This is a genomic window from Halomonas qinghailakensis (assembly GCF_025820815.1).
In the GTDB taxonomy this organism is placed as follows: domain Bacteria; phylum Pseudomonadota; class Gammaproteobacteria; order Pseudomonadales; family Halomonadaceae; genus Vreelandella; species Vreelandella qaidamensis.
Genome location: NZ_CP096973.1, coordinates 600,636 through 618,748 on the forward strand (window position 1 = coordinate 600,636; position 18,113 = coordinate 618,748).

Sequence of the window (18,113 nt, forward strand, 5' to 3'; positions counted from 1 at the left end):
CTCTCATCAGTGCAGAGATTAGTAGGTGCGAACCTTAGGCTCGAACGTATCAACAGTTTTAGGCTTGAAGTTGACGTCGCGCTTCTTCAGCTCTTTCGTGGCCGGGAAGTAGAGCGAGTGCTTCAGCCAGTTGACATCATCACGGTCAGGATAGTCGTAGCGCGAATGCGCGCCGCGGCTTTCATTACGCTCAAGGGCAGCAATCGCCGTTGCTTCTGCCACTTCCATGAGGTTATCAAGCTCTAACGCTTCAACACGCGCCGTGTTGAAAGCATTGGACTTGTCCGGCAGGTGGGCATTGGCAATACGGCTGCGCAGATCCGCTAGCTTTTTGACACCTTCCTGCATGTTTTTCTCTTCTCGGAATACACCAAAAGAGGTCTGCATGATGTCTTGAAGCTCTGCTTTAAGCTCAGGAATGCTTTCGCCACCTTCCGACTCATTCCAGCGCGTAATACGCTTCATCGCTGACTCAATATCAGACTCAGAAGCATCTAGGTATTCAATACCTTCGTTAAGCGCGCCTTCAATAAACATACCCGCCGCACGACCGAATACCACCAAGTCTAGCAGAGAGTTACCACCCAAGCGGTTGGCACCGTGAACCGATACACACGCCGCTTCACCACAAGCGAACAGACCGTTAATGATATGATCGTTGCCGCTTTCGTCCTGGGTAATTGCCTGGCCATGAATATTGGTCGGAATACCACCCATCATGTAGTGGCAAGTAGGCACGACAGGAATCGGGTCTTTGGCAGGATCGACGTGAGCGAACGTTTTCGACAGTTCAACGATACCCGGCAGACGCTTACCAAGCACCTCTTCGCCCAGATGGTCAAGCTTCAAGAAGACGTGATCACCCTTCTCGCCACAGCCTCGGCCTTCAAGAATTTCCATGACCATAGAGCGTGCAACTACGTCACGGCCGGCCAAATCTTTGGCGTTCGGTGCGTAGCGTTCCATGAAGCGCTCACCGTCTTTATTGATCAGGTAACCACCTTCACCACGGCAACCTTCAGTTACCAGGGTACCCGCACCGTAGATACCGGTCGGGTGGAACTGCCACATTTCCATATCCTGCATCGGGAAGCCAGCACGTAATGCCATGCCAATACCGTCGCCCGTATTGATCAAGGCATTAGTTGTAGAAGCATAAATACGGCCGGCACCACCAGTGGCTAGCACCGTGGCTTTCGATTTAACGTGGACGACTTCGCCTGTCTCGATGCACATAGCGATACAGCCCACTACGTCACCGTTGCTGTTTTTCACCAAATCAACCGCATACCACTCATTTAAGAATGTGGTGTTGTTCTTGAGGTTGTTTTGGTAAAGCGTGTGTAGCAATGCGTGGCCTGTACGGTCTGCGGCTGCGCAAGTACGAGCCGCTTGACCGCCTTCGCCGAAGTTTTTCGACTGCCCACCAAACGGACGCTGATAAATACGGCCATTATCGAAACGTGAGAACGGCAACCCCATGTGCTCAAGCTCAAAGACTGCCTTCGGGCCTTCTGAACACATGTATTCAGCCGCATCCTGGTCAGCGATATAGTCGCCGCCTTTAACGGTGTCATACATGTGCCAACGCCAATCATCATTCGGATCTGAAGAGGCGATTGCGCAAGTGATGCCACCTTGAGCAGAAACCGTGTGAGAGCGCGTCGGGAACACTTTGGACAGTACTGCTGTCTTTTTACCGGACTTAGCCAGTTCAAGAGCGGCACGCAAGCCAGAGCCACCGCCACCGATGATAATGGCATCAAACGTCAAGCTACGAAGGTTAGACATGTATCAAGCTCCCCACAGAATTTGAATGCCCCATACCAGGTACACGAAGATGGCCAGAATAATCAGGGTCTGGGCACCTACGCGCTGGCGAGTGGACTTGAGGTAATCGGTGGTGACCGTCCACAAACCGATCCAGGCGTGCGCTGCAATGGAAACAAACGCTAGCAGCGAAAAAATACGCATCCATGTTTGCTCGAACAATCCGCTCCAGGCGTAATAATCCAAATTAGGATTGAACAGCAGGTAAGCAACGATAAAAATGGTATATAAAGCCAGAATTACCGCTGAAACGCGCTGCATCAGCCAATCGGATAACCCGCTACGGCCAAAACTTGTGATGTTGGTTACCATACCCAAACTCCTGCCAAAATAATCAGAACGGCGCTGACCACAACTGTGATCTGTGCTTTTTTCACACCACCTTCTAGGGTCACACCGATATCAGCATCCATTAGCAAGTGTTTAACACCTGCCACAAAATGGAATGCCAATGCCGATAACAAACCCCAAGCAATGAGTTTGGCTAGGAAGTTAGTGGCCAGTGCGTTGCTGACACTATCAAAGCCAGCAGGAGACGATAGCGATTTACCCAGCGCCCAAAAAGCGAAAATCAGGCCAACGAAGAGGATGACACCCGTAATACGGTGTGTAATCGACGTTAGCGCCGGTAGTGGGAAATGTATCGTAGTAAGGTCTAGGTTTACGGGTCGTTTACTATTCACGGCGTTATACACACTCTCTTGGCCCGCTCTGCGACAGGTCGGGCATGGCCCGAGCGGGCAGTGGTTGCTGGAAGGGGCTCGGCCGTTGCCAAGTCGGGCACGACCACCTACCTGCCGGTCGCGCGCCGTGGATTATAAGAACCTTCGCCCCTGCTGACAAACCGAACTCAGGCTTAACTCGACTATGGTGCAAGAAAAATGCAGCCAACCCGAGTCGATTTTGCGATGCAGCATGGTTATAGTGACAGTAGATTGAGGATTTGATAAGCCTGTTGACGTGTCGCCAATCCCCTGACACTTCGTTACTATGAACTCCTTTTTCATCATATACAAAAACTATCCACAACAACAATATTTGTACAAGGATACCTAGCGTTTAGGCTAATTGACAAAATGGCGCACACTTCTATAGTGGGCGAGCCTTTTTGCCGGCGCGGTATGCGAAACAACGACCTTACGTCCCAAACCGAATTCGAAAGGAGGCCAGCATGGCTGACAGGAAAGCAACATTGACGGTAGACGGTCTAGAAAAATCGATCGAACTACCCATGTATTCCGGCACACTTGGCCCCGACGTCATCGACGTACGCAGCCTGGGTGCCGAAGGCCTGTTTACCTACGACCCCGGCTTCATGGCCACTTCTTCTTGCCAATCAGCCATTACGTATATCGATGGCGGAAAAGGGATACTGCTACACCGTGGCTACCCTATTGATCAGCTCGCTAAAGAGTCCAATTTTGTAGAAGTTTGTTACACCCTGCTGTTCGGCGAATTGCCCAACGATGAACAGTACGCTGATTTTGAATCACGCATTCGTAATCACACCATGGTTCACGACCAAATCAACAACTTCTTCAAAGGGTTCCGCCGCGATGCGCACCCAATGTCTATCTTGTGCGGTGTTGTTGGTGGCTTAGCTGCCTTCTATCACGACCACATGGACATCACCCAAGAAGAAGATCGTGTGATCAGCGCTATTCGCCTCATTGCAAAAATGCCTACCCTGGCGGCAATGTCGCATAAATATAACGTTGGCCAGCCCTTCAACTACCCGCGCAACGACCTGAGTTATGCAGAGAACTTCCTCTACATGATGTTCAGCAACCCGTGCGAAGAGTACAAAATCAATCCGGTATACGCGAAAGCTATGGACCGCATTTTTATGCTTCATGCGGACCATGAGCAAAACGCCTCTACCTCTACCGTACGTCTAGCAGGCTCAACCGGCGCTAACCCCTTTGCATGTATCAGCGCAGGTATTGCAGCGTTGTGGGGCCCAGCACATGGCGGCGCGAATGAAGCCGTACTAAACATGCTGGACGAAATTGGCGATGACTCAGAAGAGAATATTCAGCGCTTTGTCGATAAGGCAAAAGATAAAGACGACCCCTTCAAGCTAATGGGCTTTGGCCACCGCGTGTATCGCAACTTTGACCCGCGCGCCAAAGTAATGAAAGAGACCTGCGACGAAGTACTAGCCGAGCTTGGCCTAGCCGACGATCCGCAGCTCAAAATCGCCAAGCGCCTTGAGCAAATCGCCCTGGAAGATGAGTACTTCATCGAGCGCAAGCTGTATCCAAACGTCGATTTCTACTCTGGCATCATCCTTAAAGCCATGGGCATTCCGACCAACATGTTTACCGTGATTTTCGCGGTATCTCGCACCATCGGCTGGATCTCTCACTGGCATGAAATGCTTAGCGAAAGCTATAAAATCGGCCGTCCGCGCCAGCTGTATATCGGCCACGATATGCGCGACTATCCTAAAAAATAACGCTGCAATAACAACGCAGCGTCACTAGGATAATAAAAGGCCACCCCATGGGTGGCCTTTTGCTTATCGTAAATCCACTTTTCTTTGTTACACCCTTCACTAACAAGGTGCTCTATGCGAACAATCACCACGGTTGCCTTTATTGGCCTCGGCGTTATGGGCTACCCCATGGCAGGCCACCTCGCCCAACAAGGCTTAACAACGCGTGTTTACAACCGCACCAGCAGCAAAGCCGATGCCTGGGCAAAAGAGCATGGCGGCACCGCCCACGCCACCCCTAGAGAAGCCGCCGAAGGCGCCGACCTTGTATTGGTATGCGTTGGGAATGACGATGACGTCAGGCAAGTAACAACCGGCATCGACGGCGTTTTGAGCAGCATGACAACCGGCTCCTTCCTCATCGACCACACCACTGCTTCTGCAGACCTAGCCCTAGAACTAGATACCGCCTGCCGTGAACAAGGCGTTGGCTTTTTAGACGCTCCTGTGTCCGGCGGACAGCAAGGGGCTGAAAATGGCGCCCTGACAATTATGTGCGGCGGCGAGCAAGCACATTTTGATGCCGTGCAGCCGATTCTCAACCACTATGCTCGCGCCGTCACACTGATGGGCAGTGCCAGCAGCGGCCAACTGACCAAGATGGTCAACCAAATCTGCATTGCTGGCTTGGTGCAGGGGCTTGCTGAAGGCTTGCACTTCGCCGAACAAGCAGGTCTTGATCAGCAACAAGTAATCGATGTGGTTTCTAAGGGTGCTGCCGGTTCATGGCAAATGGAAAACCGCCACAAAACAATGATTGCCAACGAGTACAATCATGGTTTCGCTGTGGACTGGATGCGTAAAGATTTAGGGATATGTTTAGAACAAGCTCGCCGATTGAATGCCACGCTGCCTGTTACCGCCCTTGTTGATCAATTTTATGCAGATGTACAACGCATGGATGGCGGCCGTTGGGACACTTCGTCGCTATTAAAGCGCCTACAAAAGCCAGAATAACGCTTGACATTTAAACTCCTCGATCTTGAAAAGGGTTTTCCACACTATCTGTGGATAACCCTGTTCACAACCACTACAAAACGTCCCACAATCGCCATGAACAGTGACCTAGCCTTAAATTGGTCATTTTTTAACCTAACATAACTTGTTGATTTAAAATGGTTTATGCTAAATCACTGATTTTTTGAAGTGATAATGCGAGGTTGTGCACAACCCCTTTCACAAACCTGCAAAAGTGGACAAGTCAAGCACAAAATCATCAAAAAACGATCGAAATAGACGCGATTTCAGGTAGCGACGTTAGCGATAGGAACGCAAAAACCGACAGATGGGCTGCGCCATTGCCTTTAATTAAAATGCGTATTTTAAGAATTTTTTTCTAAAAGCAGATTTGAAAAAAATAACGAGGGAAGTAGTAGGTGGCGTCCCATAGGGGGTTCGAACCCCTGTTACCGCCGTGAAAGGGCGGTGTCCTAGACCACTAGACGAATGGGACGTTATTAACCTAATAACAATACGGCCTTTAGACGCTATATAGAAAATCTCTTCATAAGGACTGACAATCGGAGTTTTCAATATTGGTGGAGCCTAGCGGGATCGAACCGCTGACCTCAACACTGCCAGTGTTGCGCTCTCCCAGCTGAGCTAAGGCCCCACATGTCTTGAAGACGGAGCGTATAATACTGATTACGCCCGCCTTCGTCAAGCCTATTCGATACCAGCGGTGCAAAAACATAGCAGTAACATGCAGATCGCACCTTCTTTATTTCTTATGCTCTCACTATCCCTGTCGTTACCATCCGCATCTCGCGTTACCGTCTACAGCTCACGAAACTCTTTTTCGAAGCGCTTGGCCTGCTTCTTGGAAACGCCACCCAATACCTCAATCGCACTGCGCAGCCGTGCTCGTGTTACGTCTGACCCCAAGATCGCCATGGCATCCATTACCGACGTGCTTGACGTACTGCCTGTAATAGCAATAAAGACAGGGGCAAGGAAGCCCTTCATTTTAATATCAAAATGCTCAGCCAGCACTTTGACCTCAGCCAATAACGCCTCTTTATGCCAAGCAGGCACCGCTTCAAAGCGCCACACTAAGAACTGCAGTAATTTGACGAGTTCTTCTTTTTCAAGCTTCACGCTATCAAAGTCGTCTTCCGTTAGCGCAGGCAGGCCAGAGAAAAAGTGCCCAGCTAGCGGAATCACTTGGGAAAGCGTTTCCACACGAGGGCGTACCTGAGGCAATATTTGCTTCACATACTCCTCATTGAATGCCCACTCGCGAAGTGCACGAAGCAGCGCGTCGTCATCTAAATCTTCACGAATATAGACGCCGTTCAACCACGTCAGCTTTTCAAGATCAAATACCGGCCCACCCAACGATACCCGTTGAACATCAAACTCAGCCATCATCTCTGACAGGCTAAATTTCTCGCGCTCATCCGGCATCGACCAGCCCATGCGGCCCAAATAATTGGTGACGGCCTGAGGCAAAAAGCCCATCCGACGATAGTAGTTAATCGACGTCGGGTTTTTCCGCTTGGAAAGCTTAGACTTATCAGGATTACGCAGAAGCGGCATGTGGCACAGCTGCGGCATATCCCAACCGAAGTATTCATAAAGCAGCTGATGCTTCGGCGCTGAGTTAATCCACTCTTCGCCGCGCAACACATGGGTAATGTTCATCAAGTGATCATCAACCACGTTGGCCAAGTGATAGGTAGGCATGCCATCTGACTTCAGCAGAATTTGAGCATCAACTTGCGCCCATTCAACTTCGATTGTGCCGCGCAACATATCGTTCACCACACAAACACCTGTACTCGGCACCTTCATACGAACGACATAAGGCCAGCCTTCCTGCTCACGACGAGCTTGCTCATCTGGGGCCAACGCTAGGTCAACTGGCTTCAAGGCCAAGTGCATACCGGCCGCTTTGCGCGCTTCTCTCAGTTCATCCAACTCTTCACTGGTGCGGTAACACTTAAAGGCATGCCCTGAATCCATAAGCTGCTGAGCGTACTGAGCGTAGATATCACCACGCTCGCTTTGCCGATACGGACCATGCGGGCCACCCACATCAGGGCCTTCATCCCACTCTAGGCCAAGCCAACGTAAAGAATCTAAAATCATCTGTTCTGATTCAGCGGTAGAGCGAACCCGATCGGTGTCTTCAATACGCAGAATGAACTGGCCGCCATGTTGGCGCGCAAAACAGAGATTAAATAGCGCAATATAGGCAGTTCCTACATGCGGGTCACCCGTCGGAGAAGGCGCGATACGAGTACGTACGGTCATCAAGATGTCCTTTTGGCAATAAAGCGTCACGGCATTATACGCACCCTTAGTGCAACCAACAGTATCTTGCAGGGAACGAGTTTGACTTAAAAGCGTCTGATCGAAAGCTGAAAGCTCACGGATAGGAAAAAGCTCACAGATAGGAAGATGCGCGTTAAAGCACAATCACTTAGTATGGCGAAGTACCTATGATTCGTGTTCATACTTGAAAACGCTTCGCGATTTCAGTATGTAAAGAACGCCGCCGAGTAAGGTGGAAGTACATTAAACGAGCTTATTTGGCTCATTGATAGGAATATAAAATGGAATCGCTAGGCTCACGTATCAAGCAACTGCGGCTTCGGGCCAAGCTCAACAAAGCTGCCCTTGCACGTAAAGTAGGCGTATCAGATGTCACCATTTCTTATTGGGAATCCGGAGCTATCAAACAAATCGGCCATGAACGTCTTGTTGCGCTCGCTGATGCCCTTGATTGCTCTTTAGCGACTCTTTTAGAAGGTGACAGTGCTCCCCCATTGCTAACCCTGACACATACCGGCCCCCTCCCCTGGGAACAGGTTCAGGCAACCACAATGACGGTACCACATCATCTGCCGCTAAAGATTGACTGGAAAGCCCCCTGCGTACTGGCAACTCCCGGCCAAGAAACGGATTTCTCTCCGGTGTCAGTAGGCGACTTAGTGCTATTAGGCCCTACCCATGTATTTCATAAAGCTGGCCATTATCTGATCCAGCGTGAACAAGGTTATGTTATTGAGCACTTTGCTAAAGCGCCCAGTGATACCACCATACATGCGGTACTTCTAGCACACTGGTCTCCTGCCTAAAGCATCTTATCTCCCCACATCCTACATTTCTTCAACCACGTCCACCTGATCGCGCGTACGCCTTGGTTCACTGCCCACTAAGAAGCTGCGCGAATAGGTGGCCACCTGCCCTAGTCCATGGCGAGTCTGGGTAACCAGCTCGCCAGCTAAGTGCTCTCCTTCATTGCCAATGCGCGCCTGCACCGAACTAGGCTGCACAGATGCTTCTGAAAGCTGAACCCTCACCATATATCTTCCATCTGGCAACCCGCTGCCAGAGCCAAAAGGGCCAGCATTAAACTTCCCGTCCAAAACATTGGTGCGCGCCTGCCAACGAACACGACTTATCTCACGCTCAATGGTTACCTGGATAAGGGCACCTTCCGGCAGATTGGTTTCGCCTTCTACCATTAAACGACGATCAGAGCGCAGAGAGGCCTTAGTCGAAATAGCTACGACAAGAGGATCAATCACCTCTTTTGGTTCGGCGCTTTCCTGTGGGCTAGGCGTTTCAACGACCGGCTCTGAGGGCGACTCTTCTTCCTGACTACCACAGCCAGCCAGCAGTAACACACTCACCAACACAAAACTGATACCACCTAGTGTCTTATGCATAGAGACTCCTCAACAACGAAATATCAGCTTACCACTGCCTAGCCCTCATCACATTGAATTAGACCGCAAAAGAAGCAAAGTGCTGCAAGGCTCACAAGAGTTATACAAAAACTAAACGCGAATAGCACGGCAAACGAAAAACACCTCATCATTTCGTCGCTAATCTGCCTGAAATATCAGAATAAAACACTGCACCGACCGACTGCCAGAAACACCGCTAACGCTAGCCAGCGACACGAGACCACCTACCTAGCGTCATACATAAACTGAATGACGGTGATTTCGGGGACTTGCTTTGTACTCAAACCCGCTTTTTGCGTACAATCGCTCGCCAACTACTCCCCTTGCTGCTAAGCAATTACGACAGGCTTATACCGCATCGCATGATGCAAGTGATTGATATGACTAAAACAAGCCCAGCAGATGCTGCCCGTCTGTTTTCTGTTGCCCCCATGATGGATTGGACAACTCGCGATTATCGCGCGTTTGCACGCACGTTAACCAAGCGGACATTGCTGTACACCGAGATGGTGACCACTGGTGCCATTTTGCACGGGTCGCCACGTGAGCGTTTTTTAGGCTATAGCGATGTAGAGCATCCGATTGCGTTGCAGTTGGGTGGCAGCGATGCGGGCGAGCTTGCTGAGTGCGCGGCGATTGCCGAGGCGTGGGGGTACGACGAGGTCAATCTGAATGTCGGCTGCCCCAGCGACCGAGTGCAGAACAATATGATTGGCGCTTGTTTGATGGGCTACCCTGAAAAAGTAGCGGCAGCGGTGAAAGCTATGCAAGCGGTAGTGTCGATTCCGGTCACGGTGAAGTGCCGTATCGGGATTGACGATCAGGATGAAGATGCTGACCTGGCGCGGTTTATTGAGATCGTGGCGGCGGCAGGTTGCAACGTCTTTACCGTTCACGCGCGAAAGGCGTGGCTGCAGGGTTTGTCGCCTAAGCAGAACCGGGATGTGCCGCCCCTTAACTATCCCCGCGTGCACCGTTTGAAGCAAAGCCATCCAGAGCTGCATATTGGCATTAACGGGGGGATCAAAACCCTTGCCGCGTGCAAAGCACAGCTTGAGCACGTAGACAGTGTGATGGTGGGCCGCGAGGCATACCAAAACCCGTGGCTACTCGCCGGGGTGGATGAGCAGCTGTTTGGTGAAGCAGGACCAGCACGTACGCGCCTGGAAGCGGCTAACGCATTTCGCCCCTATATTCAGCAGCGGTTGGATGAAGGGGCCAAGTTGAATCACATTACCCGCCATTTGCTGGGGTTATTTCAGGGCTGCCCAGGGGGTAGGCGTTTCCGACGCCACTTATCTGAACATGCCCATAAAGAGGACGCAGGCCTGCGGCTTTTCGATGAAGCGCTTAGTTTAGTTCGCGAACCCGAAACAGAGACCCCAGAAGCACTACAGCCCACGACCTAGTTCGGCTATGGGCTGCAGTTAGCGACAGTTGAGACGACGCCTAGCGGCGTTGAGCGCGCTAGGCGTCAAACACCGCTATGGATTGCGAACGCCCTGCTCAATGCGCTCGCCGATTTCTTGATCAATATTGCGCCAATATTCAAAGGCACGTGCTAATACAGGCTCAGTAACGCCACCGGATAAGTGTCCTACCACGTTCGATACTAAGCGATCACGCTGGGTATCATCCATTACTTCACGCACTAGCGCATGAGCTTGGCTCCAGTCGTCATCATCTTTTCTCAGCGTATAGGCCGCGCGCACAAACTTTCCGTCAGTCGACCACACCGCATCTTCTGGGTAACGCTGAGCATCGGCTTTCGGCCCGCCTTTGCTATTGGGCGTATACACCGGATCGGTAGCGTGTCGAATACGCATCGCGCCACCTTGGCTATAGCTATGTACGGGGCACTTTGGGGTATTCACGGGGATATGCCTGTAGTTCACACCCAAGCGGGCACGGTGCGCGTCAGCATAAGAGATAGAGCGTGCCAATAGCATCTTGTCCGGTGATAAACCGGTACCTGGCACCATGTTATTAGGCTCAAATGCCGCTTGCTCAATTTCGCTATGAAAATCCGTAGGATTACGATCAAGCGTCAGCTTACCGACTTCGATTAATGGGTAGTCCTTATGAGACCACACCTTGGTCAGATCGAAGGGGTTGACGCGATACGTTTTGGCATCCTCAAACGGCATAATCTGCATCTTGAGCGTCCACGTAGGATAGTCGCCCCGCTTTATGGCCTCGAACAAGTCACGACGATGATAATCCGCATCACTGCCGGCCATTTGATCCGCCTGCTCTTGGGTCATGCATTTAATGCCTTGATCAGTTTTGAAGTGATACTTCACCCAAAACCGTTCACCTTCAGCATTTACCCACATATAGGTGTGGCTGGAGTAACCGTTCATATGCCGCCATGTGGCTGGCACACCTCGATCACCCATCAACCATGCCACTTGGTGAGCTGACTCAGGCGCTAGTGTCCAGAAATCCCACTGCATATCGTGGTCGCGCAGGCCATTATCCGCACGGCGTTTTTGCGAATGGATAAAGTGCTGGAATTTCATCGGATCGCGGACAAAAAACACAGGGGTATTGTTACCCACCATGTCGAAGTTACCTTCTTCGGTATAAAACTTAATCGAGAAACCGCGGGGGTCGCGCCATGTGTCAGGGCTGCCGCTCTCCCCTGCTACAGTTGAAAAGCGGATCAATACGTCAGTCTTGGTGCCCGGTTGTAGAAACTTGGCTTTGGTGTAGGAGCTAACATCGTTAGTTACCTCAAAGTGTCCAAAGGCACCACTCCCCTTTGCGTGTGGCTGGCGGTCAGGAATCATTTCACGGTTAAACGCCGCCATTTGCTCCATCAAATAGTGATCGTGCATAACAATGGGGCCATCAGGCCCTACCGAAAGCGCATGCTCGTCGCTTGAAACCGGAATACCTGATTCGTTCGTAGTGGGGTGCTGGCTATCACGGCTCATAACACTTCCTCCTTGTCACATTCGACATGGCACGATCTGTACCACTGGAAAAAGCCGCCTTTAACGATCTATATTAATCTAAGCTAAAGCGGCTACCCCACAGGTATAGCCAACTCATCTGCATCACGCCATTTGTGATCCGGCTTCTTTTGCTATTGAGTTAATAGTTTTTAACTATAATATTGAATCAATAACTTTAATCTCGCACCAAAAACACGCATCAATACATCGTATCAATACATCGCATCAGGCTGAGGCGTTAGGCTTGATTGAAAATTCTCAATGGCTGTCTCAGCTTCCTCAATCTCATCAAAGCGGGCAATGTGATAAAGTGCTTCACCTTCGTTCGCTAGCGGCAATCGACTCATACCAATCACAATACCATCGGCCATGGAGAGCACTTCGCCCTCATCGTTACCAAACGGGTCAGCCACTTTACCGAGCACTTCGCCTTTTGCCACCCGGGCACCTAGGCGCACTTTGGGTCGTAAGATGCCGTCGATAGGTGCCCGCGCCCAGCTAGAGCCATTGGCAAGTTCCGCAGGCATTGGCGAGCGGCGACGCTGCTCGCCCGCTAGCATGCCTAAACGTCGCATAACTCGTAAAACACCACGCACGCCGGGGGCAATTGCCCACTCATCAAAACGTAGCGCCTCACCCGCTTCATAAGTCAGCACAGGGATACCACGGTTTTGCGCATAGTGGCGCAAACTACCTTCACGGAGCTCTGCATTAAGCACAACGGGCGCGCCAAATGCATCGGCCATGCGCTCCGTTTCACTGCCTGGCTGGAGCTGGGCACGAATCTGCGGAAGGTTGGTACGGTGAATAGCACCGGTATGCAAGTCGATAATATGCGTGGCGTGATCGACAATTTCATCGCGGAATAGCGCCGCAATGCGCCCACCTAACGAGCCCTTTTCACTGCCCGGGAAACAGCGGTTCAAATCGCGGCGGTCTGGCAAATAGCGCGTTTGCTGTAAAAAACCGAAGACATTCACCACGGGTACCGCAATTAACGTACCGCGCAAGCTGTTAATTGCCTTGGAACGCAGCAGACGACGAACAATCTCTACCCCATTAATTTCATCACCATGAATGCCACCACACACCAACATGACCGGGCCATCTTTACGCCCATGCACGACCTCAACCGGAATATGCAGCTGTGTGTGGGTGTATAGGCGTGCCACAGGCACATCTATTTGTAAGCGTTGGCCAGGCATTACAGTGTGCCCTGCCAAAATAAAAGGTGCTCGCGCCATGCTGAAATCCCTATAACGTGGGTAATGACGGTTTCATTTCGAAACAGCGTTTCCAAACAAATCTTATACGTCTTTCACTGAAATAACGACTTTACTAACCTAGGTTATGAGCTAAAACAATTAACCATACAGTTTTGAATGTAAAAAGTGATGCACATACGGTAAAATGTGACTATCCCGTGTCACTTATTGAGGTTACGTTTTTATGGCAAGAAAAACCAAAGCGGAGGCTGCTGCAACTCGCGAAGCGCTGTTGGATGCGGCTGAAGAAGTGTTTTTCGCAAAAGGCGTAGCTCGCACATCGCTGGAGCAAATTGCCCGTCATGCTAATCTGACGCGGGGTGCCGTTTATTGGCATTTTAAAAATAAAGGCGACTTATTTATGGCGTTGGTGGAGCGTGTCCGCATGCCTTTCCAATCCTTAATGGAAGAGGTCAACAACGCTGACCCTACCCTCTCGCCACTTACCGCTATTCAGCTTGCTTGCCATGCTGGGCTTAACCGTTTGGAACAGCCATCTCATCAGCGCATTTTGTCGATTCTTCTGCATCGCTGCGAATTCTTTAGCGATATTAATCCGATTCAGATGCAAGATGAAATCGCTGATGAGTGTTTCGACGAAATGCTGTTGGTCTTTCAACTGGCCCAGCAGCAGCAGTTACTACGCGATGATCTGTCCCCAGAGGTGGCAACCCGGCTGATGCAAGCAGCACTGGGTGGTTTGTTCCACGACTGGCTGCGTAATCCTGAGTCTTTCTCGCTACGTGAGCGTGGCGGTGAACTTATCGATACCTTAATCACCATGATGCAGCGCTAACCATCTCGCTGCAATGCAGCAATACACCTATACTGAGCGCATTGTCAGCATAGGATTATGTTATGGATGCATTGGAATTTGTTCGTGTCCGCGAACTTGATATTGCTGTTCGTATTTGGAACCCCAGCGCACCGCGCACGCTGATTGCGTGGCATGGCCTTGCGCGTCACGGCGGCGACTTCGAGGCACTTGCACACCAGCTAGGCAGCGACTGGCGTATTCTTGCGCCGGATACGCCTGGTCGCGGTCTTTCCAGCTGGTCACTGTTTCCTGCCCACGACTATCTTTACAGCCACTATATGACAGTAGCGATCGCTATTTTAGATCATTTCCAGTTAAAGCAAGTCGACTGGCTGGGCACGTCCATGGGAGGGCTACTGGGCATGCTGCTCGCTGCCGATAAAACGCATAGCCAACGGATTTCTAGACTTATCCTCAATGATGTTGGGCCTGAACTGAATAAAGAGGGACTCATCGCACTCTCCAGCTATTTCAGCCTAACCCATCGCTTTACGAGCTTTGTGGATCTACAAAAAGAACTGATGCAGCACTACGCAAGCTTTGGGATCACCAGTGACGCTGAGTGGCGGGCATTAGCACTTGGCAGCGCTCGGCGGCTACCAGATGGCTGTTGGACTTACCACTTTGATCCACGCATTGGTGAGCAGTTTATCCATGACACACCACGAGACACATGGGCAGATTGGGCGAACATTCACTGCCCTGTGATGGTAATTCGAGGTGCTGAATCAACGCTACTGGATGCCGAAACGCTGCCTAGAATGAAAGAGGTGCAACCTGGCTTGGTCACCTTCACCGCCCCAGGCTGCGGCCATGCTCCTATGCTGAATCATCCCGAACAAGTCACACCGCTTCGTCAGTTTCTCGATACGCCACTGAGCGTTTTCACCTCCAGCAAACCAGCAAGTGCTCCTTCTACGTCGCTTCCTATTGCACAGTGGATTGTTAAACAGTGGCGGCGGCTATTTGGCTAAACAACACCCACTAGGTGGAATAGCCATTTGAATGATGTTTGCGGTGCAAGCGCAGCTTATTCACACGAACGCGCGTATCGAGATATTGCTGCTCAATCACACTACGGTATGCGCCTTCGTCGGCAAGATATTTCACTAGCACCCGGCGCTCGCCCGTTTGTGGGCAGTCTCCTGCTTTACAGTGCAACCTAACAGCACTGCTGGGTTCATTTTCCAGCTGAGCCGAGGCGTATTCATCATTCTGGCGTTCAGAAACAACGACAGTAGCGCCTAATAAACAGCGACGATTGAACGGCTGATAGCGATGAAGCGCGCGTTGCACTGAGTGGCACACGGCCGCCGCAATCGGCGACGCAACCGCAAATGATACCCACAGTACAAGCACGCCGACAGGCACTCTCAACATACCCAGCGATAACCAGCGCAGGGCCAGTAGCTCAATAGCGAGCGAAATTACCCCCGCAAAAAGTACCAAAATACTTAGCGCAAGCGTGGCGGGTACACCTGCAAAGCCTAACGACACAAGTGTGCTGGCCATGTGGTCGTCGCGCAGGCTATCGCGCTCAAACAGCTCAAGCGGTGCAAGCCTAATTAACACCAGTAACCAGTAGAGTGCTGTCAAAGCCAATAAGAGGGTAAAAACGATCGTAGGAAATTGCAGTGCAGCGGAAACAAGCGAGTGAATCATGGCGTATTCTCCTCCAGACAAAGCCTGGTGATGTTTTCGCTTGATGTTATCTTTATTAGTACAAGCTAAAAACAGCGATCTCTTTTAGCGTAGACCACCTTACGCGTTTATGTGTTTAGCTAACTTGATGCCCATCACTTAATAGTCGAAAGTTCAGCCGTGGGCTTTATGCGAAAGGCGTCCCCTACTCACCGCGCGATGGCGGAGAGCGGGGAATAGTAAATAATTAATATAAACGAGCGTAAATCAGCGACGCCCGCGCAGCTTATCCCTTAGCTCCTGAAGCCGGCTTTTAACGTCGTCAAGAGTATGATTGTCGCCTATTAAGCTACGAATAGCCTGAAGCTGGTGATCCAATCGTCCATGGTGGTGAAGATCATCGGGGGTTTCATCTGCACCAAGCGGCAGTACATTTTCAAAGTAGGTCCCACCCAGTAGACGGCGTAATACACCTTCGCCTATAAACGCGTCGTCGCTGTTCAAGGTGCGGGTAGCTCGCAGCAAACGACGCACGTCGTATTGACCAGGATAGATATCAGGCACCTGTTTTTTAAGCCCAAGTAAGCTGTAGACGCCAATACGGGCTGTTCTCACCGAACTTTCCAGCGTGAACACAACATCGTTATGGGTTTCTACAAACTGACCCATACAGGCCAGGTTGGTGCAGCCTTCAGGAACCACCTCAGGGCGATCTCCCTTAGCTCTTGGCATAAATTGGGCGGTGATATAGGGCATTAGCGCGATACGGGTTTTGGTAGCGGCTACTATGGCATCAACCTGATCAATCAAACCAAGGTGGTAGCACATTTCAGTCAACACTTCTTTACCGTTGCACGCTGGCATTGGCTTTTTGACATAGTCGCCGGGCTTGTCCATCAACAAGGCGTATGTCCACAGCACAATCACATCGTCGGGCTGGTCGGGGAAGTGCGGCTGGCGATTGCAGGTAAAGCTCATTAACCAGGAAGAGTCTGTAAAGGTAATAATCCCACCGGTGGCTGTGAACCCTGAATAAGGATCGTTAACCGACAATTCCTTAAGCTTATCCATCAAAGGCGAAGGTTTACAGGTAAGCGTTACAGACTCCCAGGTAGAACGCGGAACGTCCCCGCAGAACTTTTCTGGCTTCCCAAAAATGTCAGATTTTTCTGCGAGATTCTTCCACAGTTGCCAACCTGATCCCACGCCAGCCTGCCCTTTATCTTTCAGCTGTGGAACGGTGTCATCATCGCCATAAGCAGTATCTTCGGTCATCGAACCCGTGGTGACGAACACCAAGTCGCGGGGACCGACCGTGATGGCTTTACCGCCGTTACTACCGTGACACTGAATGGTGGTGACGGTTCTACTGCCGCCTTCCTGAGTCTCCATGCCTAGGTTTTCGACAACCGTATCGTACTCAATCTTTACACCCTGATCCTTCAGCCAACTCATCAGTGGTCGAACAAAACTGTCGTACTGGTTGTACTTTGGAAATACCAATGACGTCATGTCGTTAAGGCCATCCATCAGGTGCAGGAAGCGATGCATATATAGCTTCATTTCGAGCACTGAATGCCAGTTTTGGAAGGCAAACATGGTGCGCCAGAAGGTATAGAAATTAGTGTCTAGAAAACCTTCACTAAACCACTGCTCTACAGTGACATCATCCAGATCCTCTTTACGCGCTAGCAGTAGCTTGATGACTTCCAGCTGCTGGCGTTTGGTGAGGTTCATGGTGGAAAAATCTTTGATCTGGCCTTGCTTTTCCAACAGGCGCGCTTTTGACCAGTTTTTGTCAGCGTCATTTACAATGCGGTACTCATCTAGCACAGTAAAAGGCGGCGGCAACTCAAGCGCCGGTATTTCCGAGAAGACGTCCCAGAAATTCTGGTAGGTCATCTCCATTTCACGGCCTCCGCGCACGATATAGCCTTCTTCCGCGTTACCAGCACCATCCAACGAGCCGCCCTCTATGCTCTGCTCCTCTAGGAAAGTGATATTGCCAGCGGGCATATGACCGTCACGAATCAGGAAGAAAGCAGCAGACAACCCAGCAATACCGCCACCAACGATCCAGGCGTGACGCTGCTCAATACCCTCGGTCGGAAGTGGCCGGTTGTTGGTATAGCTGCCATGCAGATCGGCGGGTGGAAATGGCGTGTCGATACCGTTATGCAAGTGTCTTGATGAGGCGTCTGGCGTAATATCGAGAGGCTGCTTCTCGAGGGCGTCAATATGAGCTTTCAGCTTTGAACCAGATATTTTTGAAGGGTTAGAGTTGCTCATTGATAGCTATCCTTTTCTGGGCAATTACTATCAATAAAGTGTAGTTTAAAAAACCTAACAGCCTCTAAAAAACCATAAATAACTAATGTAAAAATTCGAAAAATTAGCAATATTAAT

General features: G+C 50.8%; 15 protein-coding genes and 2 tRNA genes. 6 read left to right on the forward strand and 11 right to left on the reverse strand.

From position 1 onward, the window contains the following. Positions 1–18: 18 nt before the first annotated feature. The 3 genes from sdhA to sdhC are packed head-to-tail and all read right to left on the reverse strand — an operon-like array spanning position 19 to position 2,513. A complete protein-coding gene (sdhA, locus tag M0220_RS02790) occupies positions 19–1,791 on the reverse strand; it encodes a succinate dehydrogenase flavoprotein subunit (protein WP_030070129.1) in 1,773 nt (590 codons plus the stop codon). 3 nt (positions 1,792–1,794) lie between these two features. Further along, positions 1,795–2,142, reverse strand: coding sequence for a succinate dehydrogenase, hydrophobic membrane anchor protein (gene sdhD / locus M0220_RS02795; RefSeq protein WP_030070128.1), 348 nt, complete (start codon positions 2,140–2,142; stop codon positions 1,795–1,797). Next, positions 2,136–2,513: a succinate dehydrogenase, cytochrome b556 subunit gene (sdhC, locus tag M0220_RS02800; RefSeq protein ID WP_198023687.1), complete on the reverse strand. Its 378-nt coding sequence runs from the start codon at positions 2,511–2,513 to the stop codon at positions 2,136–2,138. The genes sdhD and sdhC overlap by 7 nt, the downstream gene beginning before the upstream one ends. 488 nt (positions 2,514–3,001) lie before the next feature. Here sdhC and gltA point away from each other — a divergent pair, with 488 nt between their 5' ends. Both gltA and M0220_RS02810 read left to right on the forward strand, forming a co-directional pair. Next, positions 3,002–4,288, forward strand: a complete 1,287-nt coding sequence (gene gltA / locus M0220_RS02805; protein ID WP_030070126.1) for a citrate synthase — start codon at positions 3,002–3,004, stop codon at positions 4,286–4,288. Between the two features lie 114 nt (positions 4,289–4,402). Continuing rightward, positions 4,403–5,284: an NAD(P)-dependent oxidoreductase gene (locus tag M0220_RS02810; protein WP_030070125.1), complete on the forward strand. Its 882-nt coding sequence runs from the start codon at positions 4,403–4,405 to the stop codon at positions 5,282–5,284. A 420-nt stretch (positions 5,285–5,704) separates the two neighbouring features. Here the strand turns inward: M0220_RS02810 and M0220_RS02815 are convergent. The 3 genes from M0220_RS02815 to gltX form a co-directional block, all read right to left on the reverse strand. Beyond that, a tRNA-Glu gene (locus M0220_RS02815) sits at positions 5,705–5,780 on the reverse strand. 83 nt (positions 5,781–5,863) lie between these two features. Then, positions 5,864–5,939, reverse strand: a tRNA-Ala gene (locus tag M0220_RS02820). A 164-nt stretch (positions 5,940–6,103) separates the two neighbouring features. Next, on the reverse strand, positions 6,104–7,582 hold the full coding sequence (gene gltX / locus M0220_RS02825) for a glutamate--tRNA ligase (protein ID WP_030070124.1): 1,479 nt from the start codon (positions 7,580–7,582) through the stop codon (positions 6,104–6,106). A 302-nt stretch (positions 7,583–7,884) separates the two neighbouring features. Here gltX and M0220_RS02830 point away from each other — a divergent pair, with 302 nt between their 5' ends. Next, positions 7,885–8,409 carry a helix-turn-helix domain-containing protein gene (locus M0220_RS02830; RefSeq protein WP_030070123.1) on the forward strand — a complete coding sequence of 175 codons (525 nt, stop codon included), beginning with the start codon at positions 7,885–7,887 and terminating at the stop codon, positions 8,407–8,409. A gap of 21 nt (positions 8,410–8,430) precedes the next feature. Here the strand turns inward: M0220_RS02830 and M0220_RS02835 are convergent, their stop codons facing one another. Next, a complete protein-coding gene (locus M0220_RS02835; protein WP_264018607.1) occupies positions 8,431–9,003 on the reverse strand; it encodes a hypothetical protein in 573 nt (190 codons plus the stop codon). A gap of 401 nt (positions 9,004–9,404) precedes the next feature. Between M0220_RS02835 and dusA the strand changes: the two genes are divergently transcribed. After that, a complete protein-coding gene (dusA, locus tag M0220_RS02840; protein WP_264018608.1) occupies positions 9,405–10,433 on the forward strand; it encodes a tRNA dihydrouridine(20/20a) synthase DusA in 1,029 nt (342 codons plus the stop codon). 75 nt (positions 10,434–10,508) lie between these two features. Here the strand turns inward: dusA and M0220_RS02845 are convergent, their stop codons facing one another. After that, a complete protein-coding gene (locus tag M0220_RS02845; protein ID WP_030070120.1) occupies positions 10,509–11,963 on the reverse strand; it encodes a catalase in 1,455 nt (484 codons plus the stop codon). A 233-nt stretch (positions 11,964–12,196) separates the two neighbouring features. Beyond that, a complete protein-coding gene (locus M0220_RS02850) occupies positions 12,197–13,228 on the reverse strand; it encodes a succinylglutamate desuccinylase/aspartoacylase family protein (protein ID WP_030070119.1) in 1,032 nt (343 codons plus the stop codon). Positions 13,229–13,433: 205 nt separating this feature from the next. On the opposite strand from M0220_RS02850, the gene M0220_RS02855 reads away from it, so the two are divergent. Further along, complete coding sequence (locus M0220_RS02855; RefSeq protein WP_030070118.1) at positions 13,434–14,045, forward strand: TetR family transcriptional regulator; 612 nt, start codon at positions 13,434–13,436, stop codon at positions 14,043–14,045. A gap of 62 nt (positions 14,046–14,107) precedes the next feature. Next, a complete protein-coding gene (locus M0220_RS02860) occupies positions 14,108–15,040 on the forward strand; it encodes an alpha/beta fold hydrolase (RefSeq protein ID WP_264018609.1) in 933 nt (310 codons plus the stop codon). 10 nt (positions 15,041–15,050) lie between these two features. Here the strand turns inward: M0220_RS02860 and M0220_RS02865 are convergent, their stop codons facing one another. Then, positions 15,051–15,728, reverse strand: a complete 678-nt coding sequence (locus M0220_RS02865; RefSeq protein WP_404813842.1) for a hypothetical protein — start codon at positions 15,726–15,728, stop codon at positions 15,051–15,053. Between the two features lie 246 nt (positions 15,729–15,974). Beyond that, entirely contained in the window at positions 15,975–17,996 is a 2,022-nt protein-coding gene (locus M0220_RS02870; protein ID WP_264018610.1) for an oleate hydratase, read from the reverse strand. Positions 17,997–18,113 lie beyond the last annotated feature (117 nt).

What these genes read in the sequence shown, in the direction of transcription:
- sdhA (WP_030070129.1), bottom strand. Translation starts at nt 1,791, where the DNA reads ATGTCTAACCTTCGTAGCTTGACGTTTGATGCCATTATCATCGGTGGC.
- sdhD (WP_030070128.1), bottom strand. Translation starts at nt 2,142, where the DNA reads ATGGTAACCAACATCACAAGTTTTGGCCGTAGCGGGTTATCCGATTGG.
- gltA (WP_030070126.1), top strand. Translation starts at nt 3,002, where the DNA reads ATGGCTGACAGGAAAGCAACATTGACGGTAGACGGTCTAGAAAAATCG.
- M0220_RS02810 (WP_030070125.1), top strand. Translation starts at nt 4,403, where the DNA reads ATGCGAACAATCACCACGGTTGCCTTTATTGGCCTCGGCGTTATGGGC.
- gltX (WP_030070124.1), bottom strand. Translation starts at nt 7,582, where the DNA reads ATGACCGTACGTACTCGTATCGCGCCTTCTCCGACGGGTGACCCGCAT.
- M0220_RS02830 (WP_030070123.1), top strand. Translation starts at nt 7,885, where the DNA reads ATGGAATCGCTAGGCTCACGTATCAAGCAACTGCGGCTTCGGGCCAAG.
- M0220_RS02835 (WP_264018607.1), bottom strand. Translation starts at nt 9,003, where the DNA reads ATGCATAAGACACTAGGTGGTATCAGTTTTGTGTTGGTGAGTGTGTTA.
- dusA (WP_264018608.1), top strand. Translation starts at nt 9,405, where the DNA reads ATGACTAAAACAAGCCCAGCAGATGCTGCCCGTCTGTTTTCTGTTGCC.
- M0220_RS02845 (WP_030070120.1), bottom strand. Translation starts at nt 11,963, where the DNA reads ATGAGCCGTGATAGCCAGCACCCCACTACGAACGAATCAGGTATTCCG.
- M0220_RS02850 (WP_030070119.1), bottom strand. Translation starts at nt 13,228, where the DNA reads ATGGCGCGAGCACCTTTTATTTTGGCAGGGCACACTGTAATGCCTGGC.
- M0220_RS02855 (WP_030070118.1), top strand. Translation starts at nt 13,434, where the DNA reads ATGGCAAGAAAAACCAAAGCGGAGGCTGCTGCAACTCGCGAAGCGCTG.
- M0220_RS02860 (WP_264018609.1), top strand. Translation starts at nt 14,108, where the DNA reads ATGGATGCATTGGAATTTGTTCGTGTCCGCGAACTTGATATTGCTGTT.
- M0220_RS02865 (WP_404813842.1), bottom strand. Translation starts at nt 15,728, where the DNA reads ATGATTCACTCGCTTGTTTCCGCTGCACTGCAATTTCCTACGATCGTT.
- M0220_RS02870 (WP_264018610.1), bottom strand. Translation starts at nt 17,996, where the DNA reads ATGAGCAACTCTAACCCTTCAAAAATATCTGGTTCAAAGCTGAAAGCT.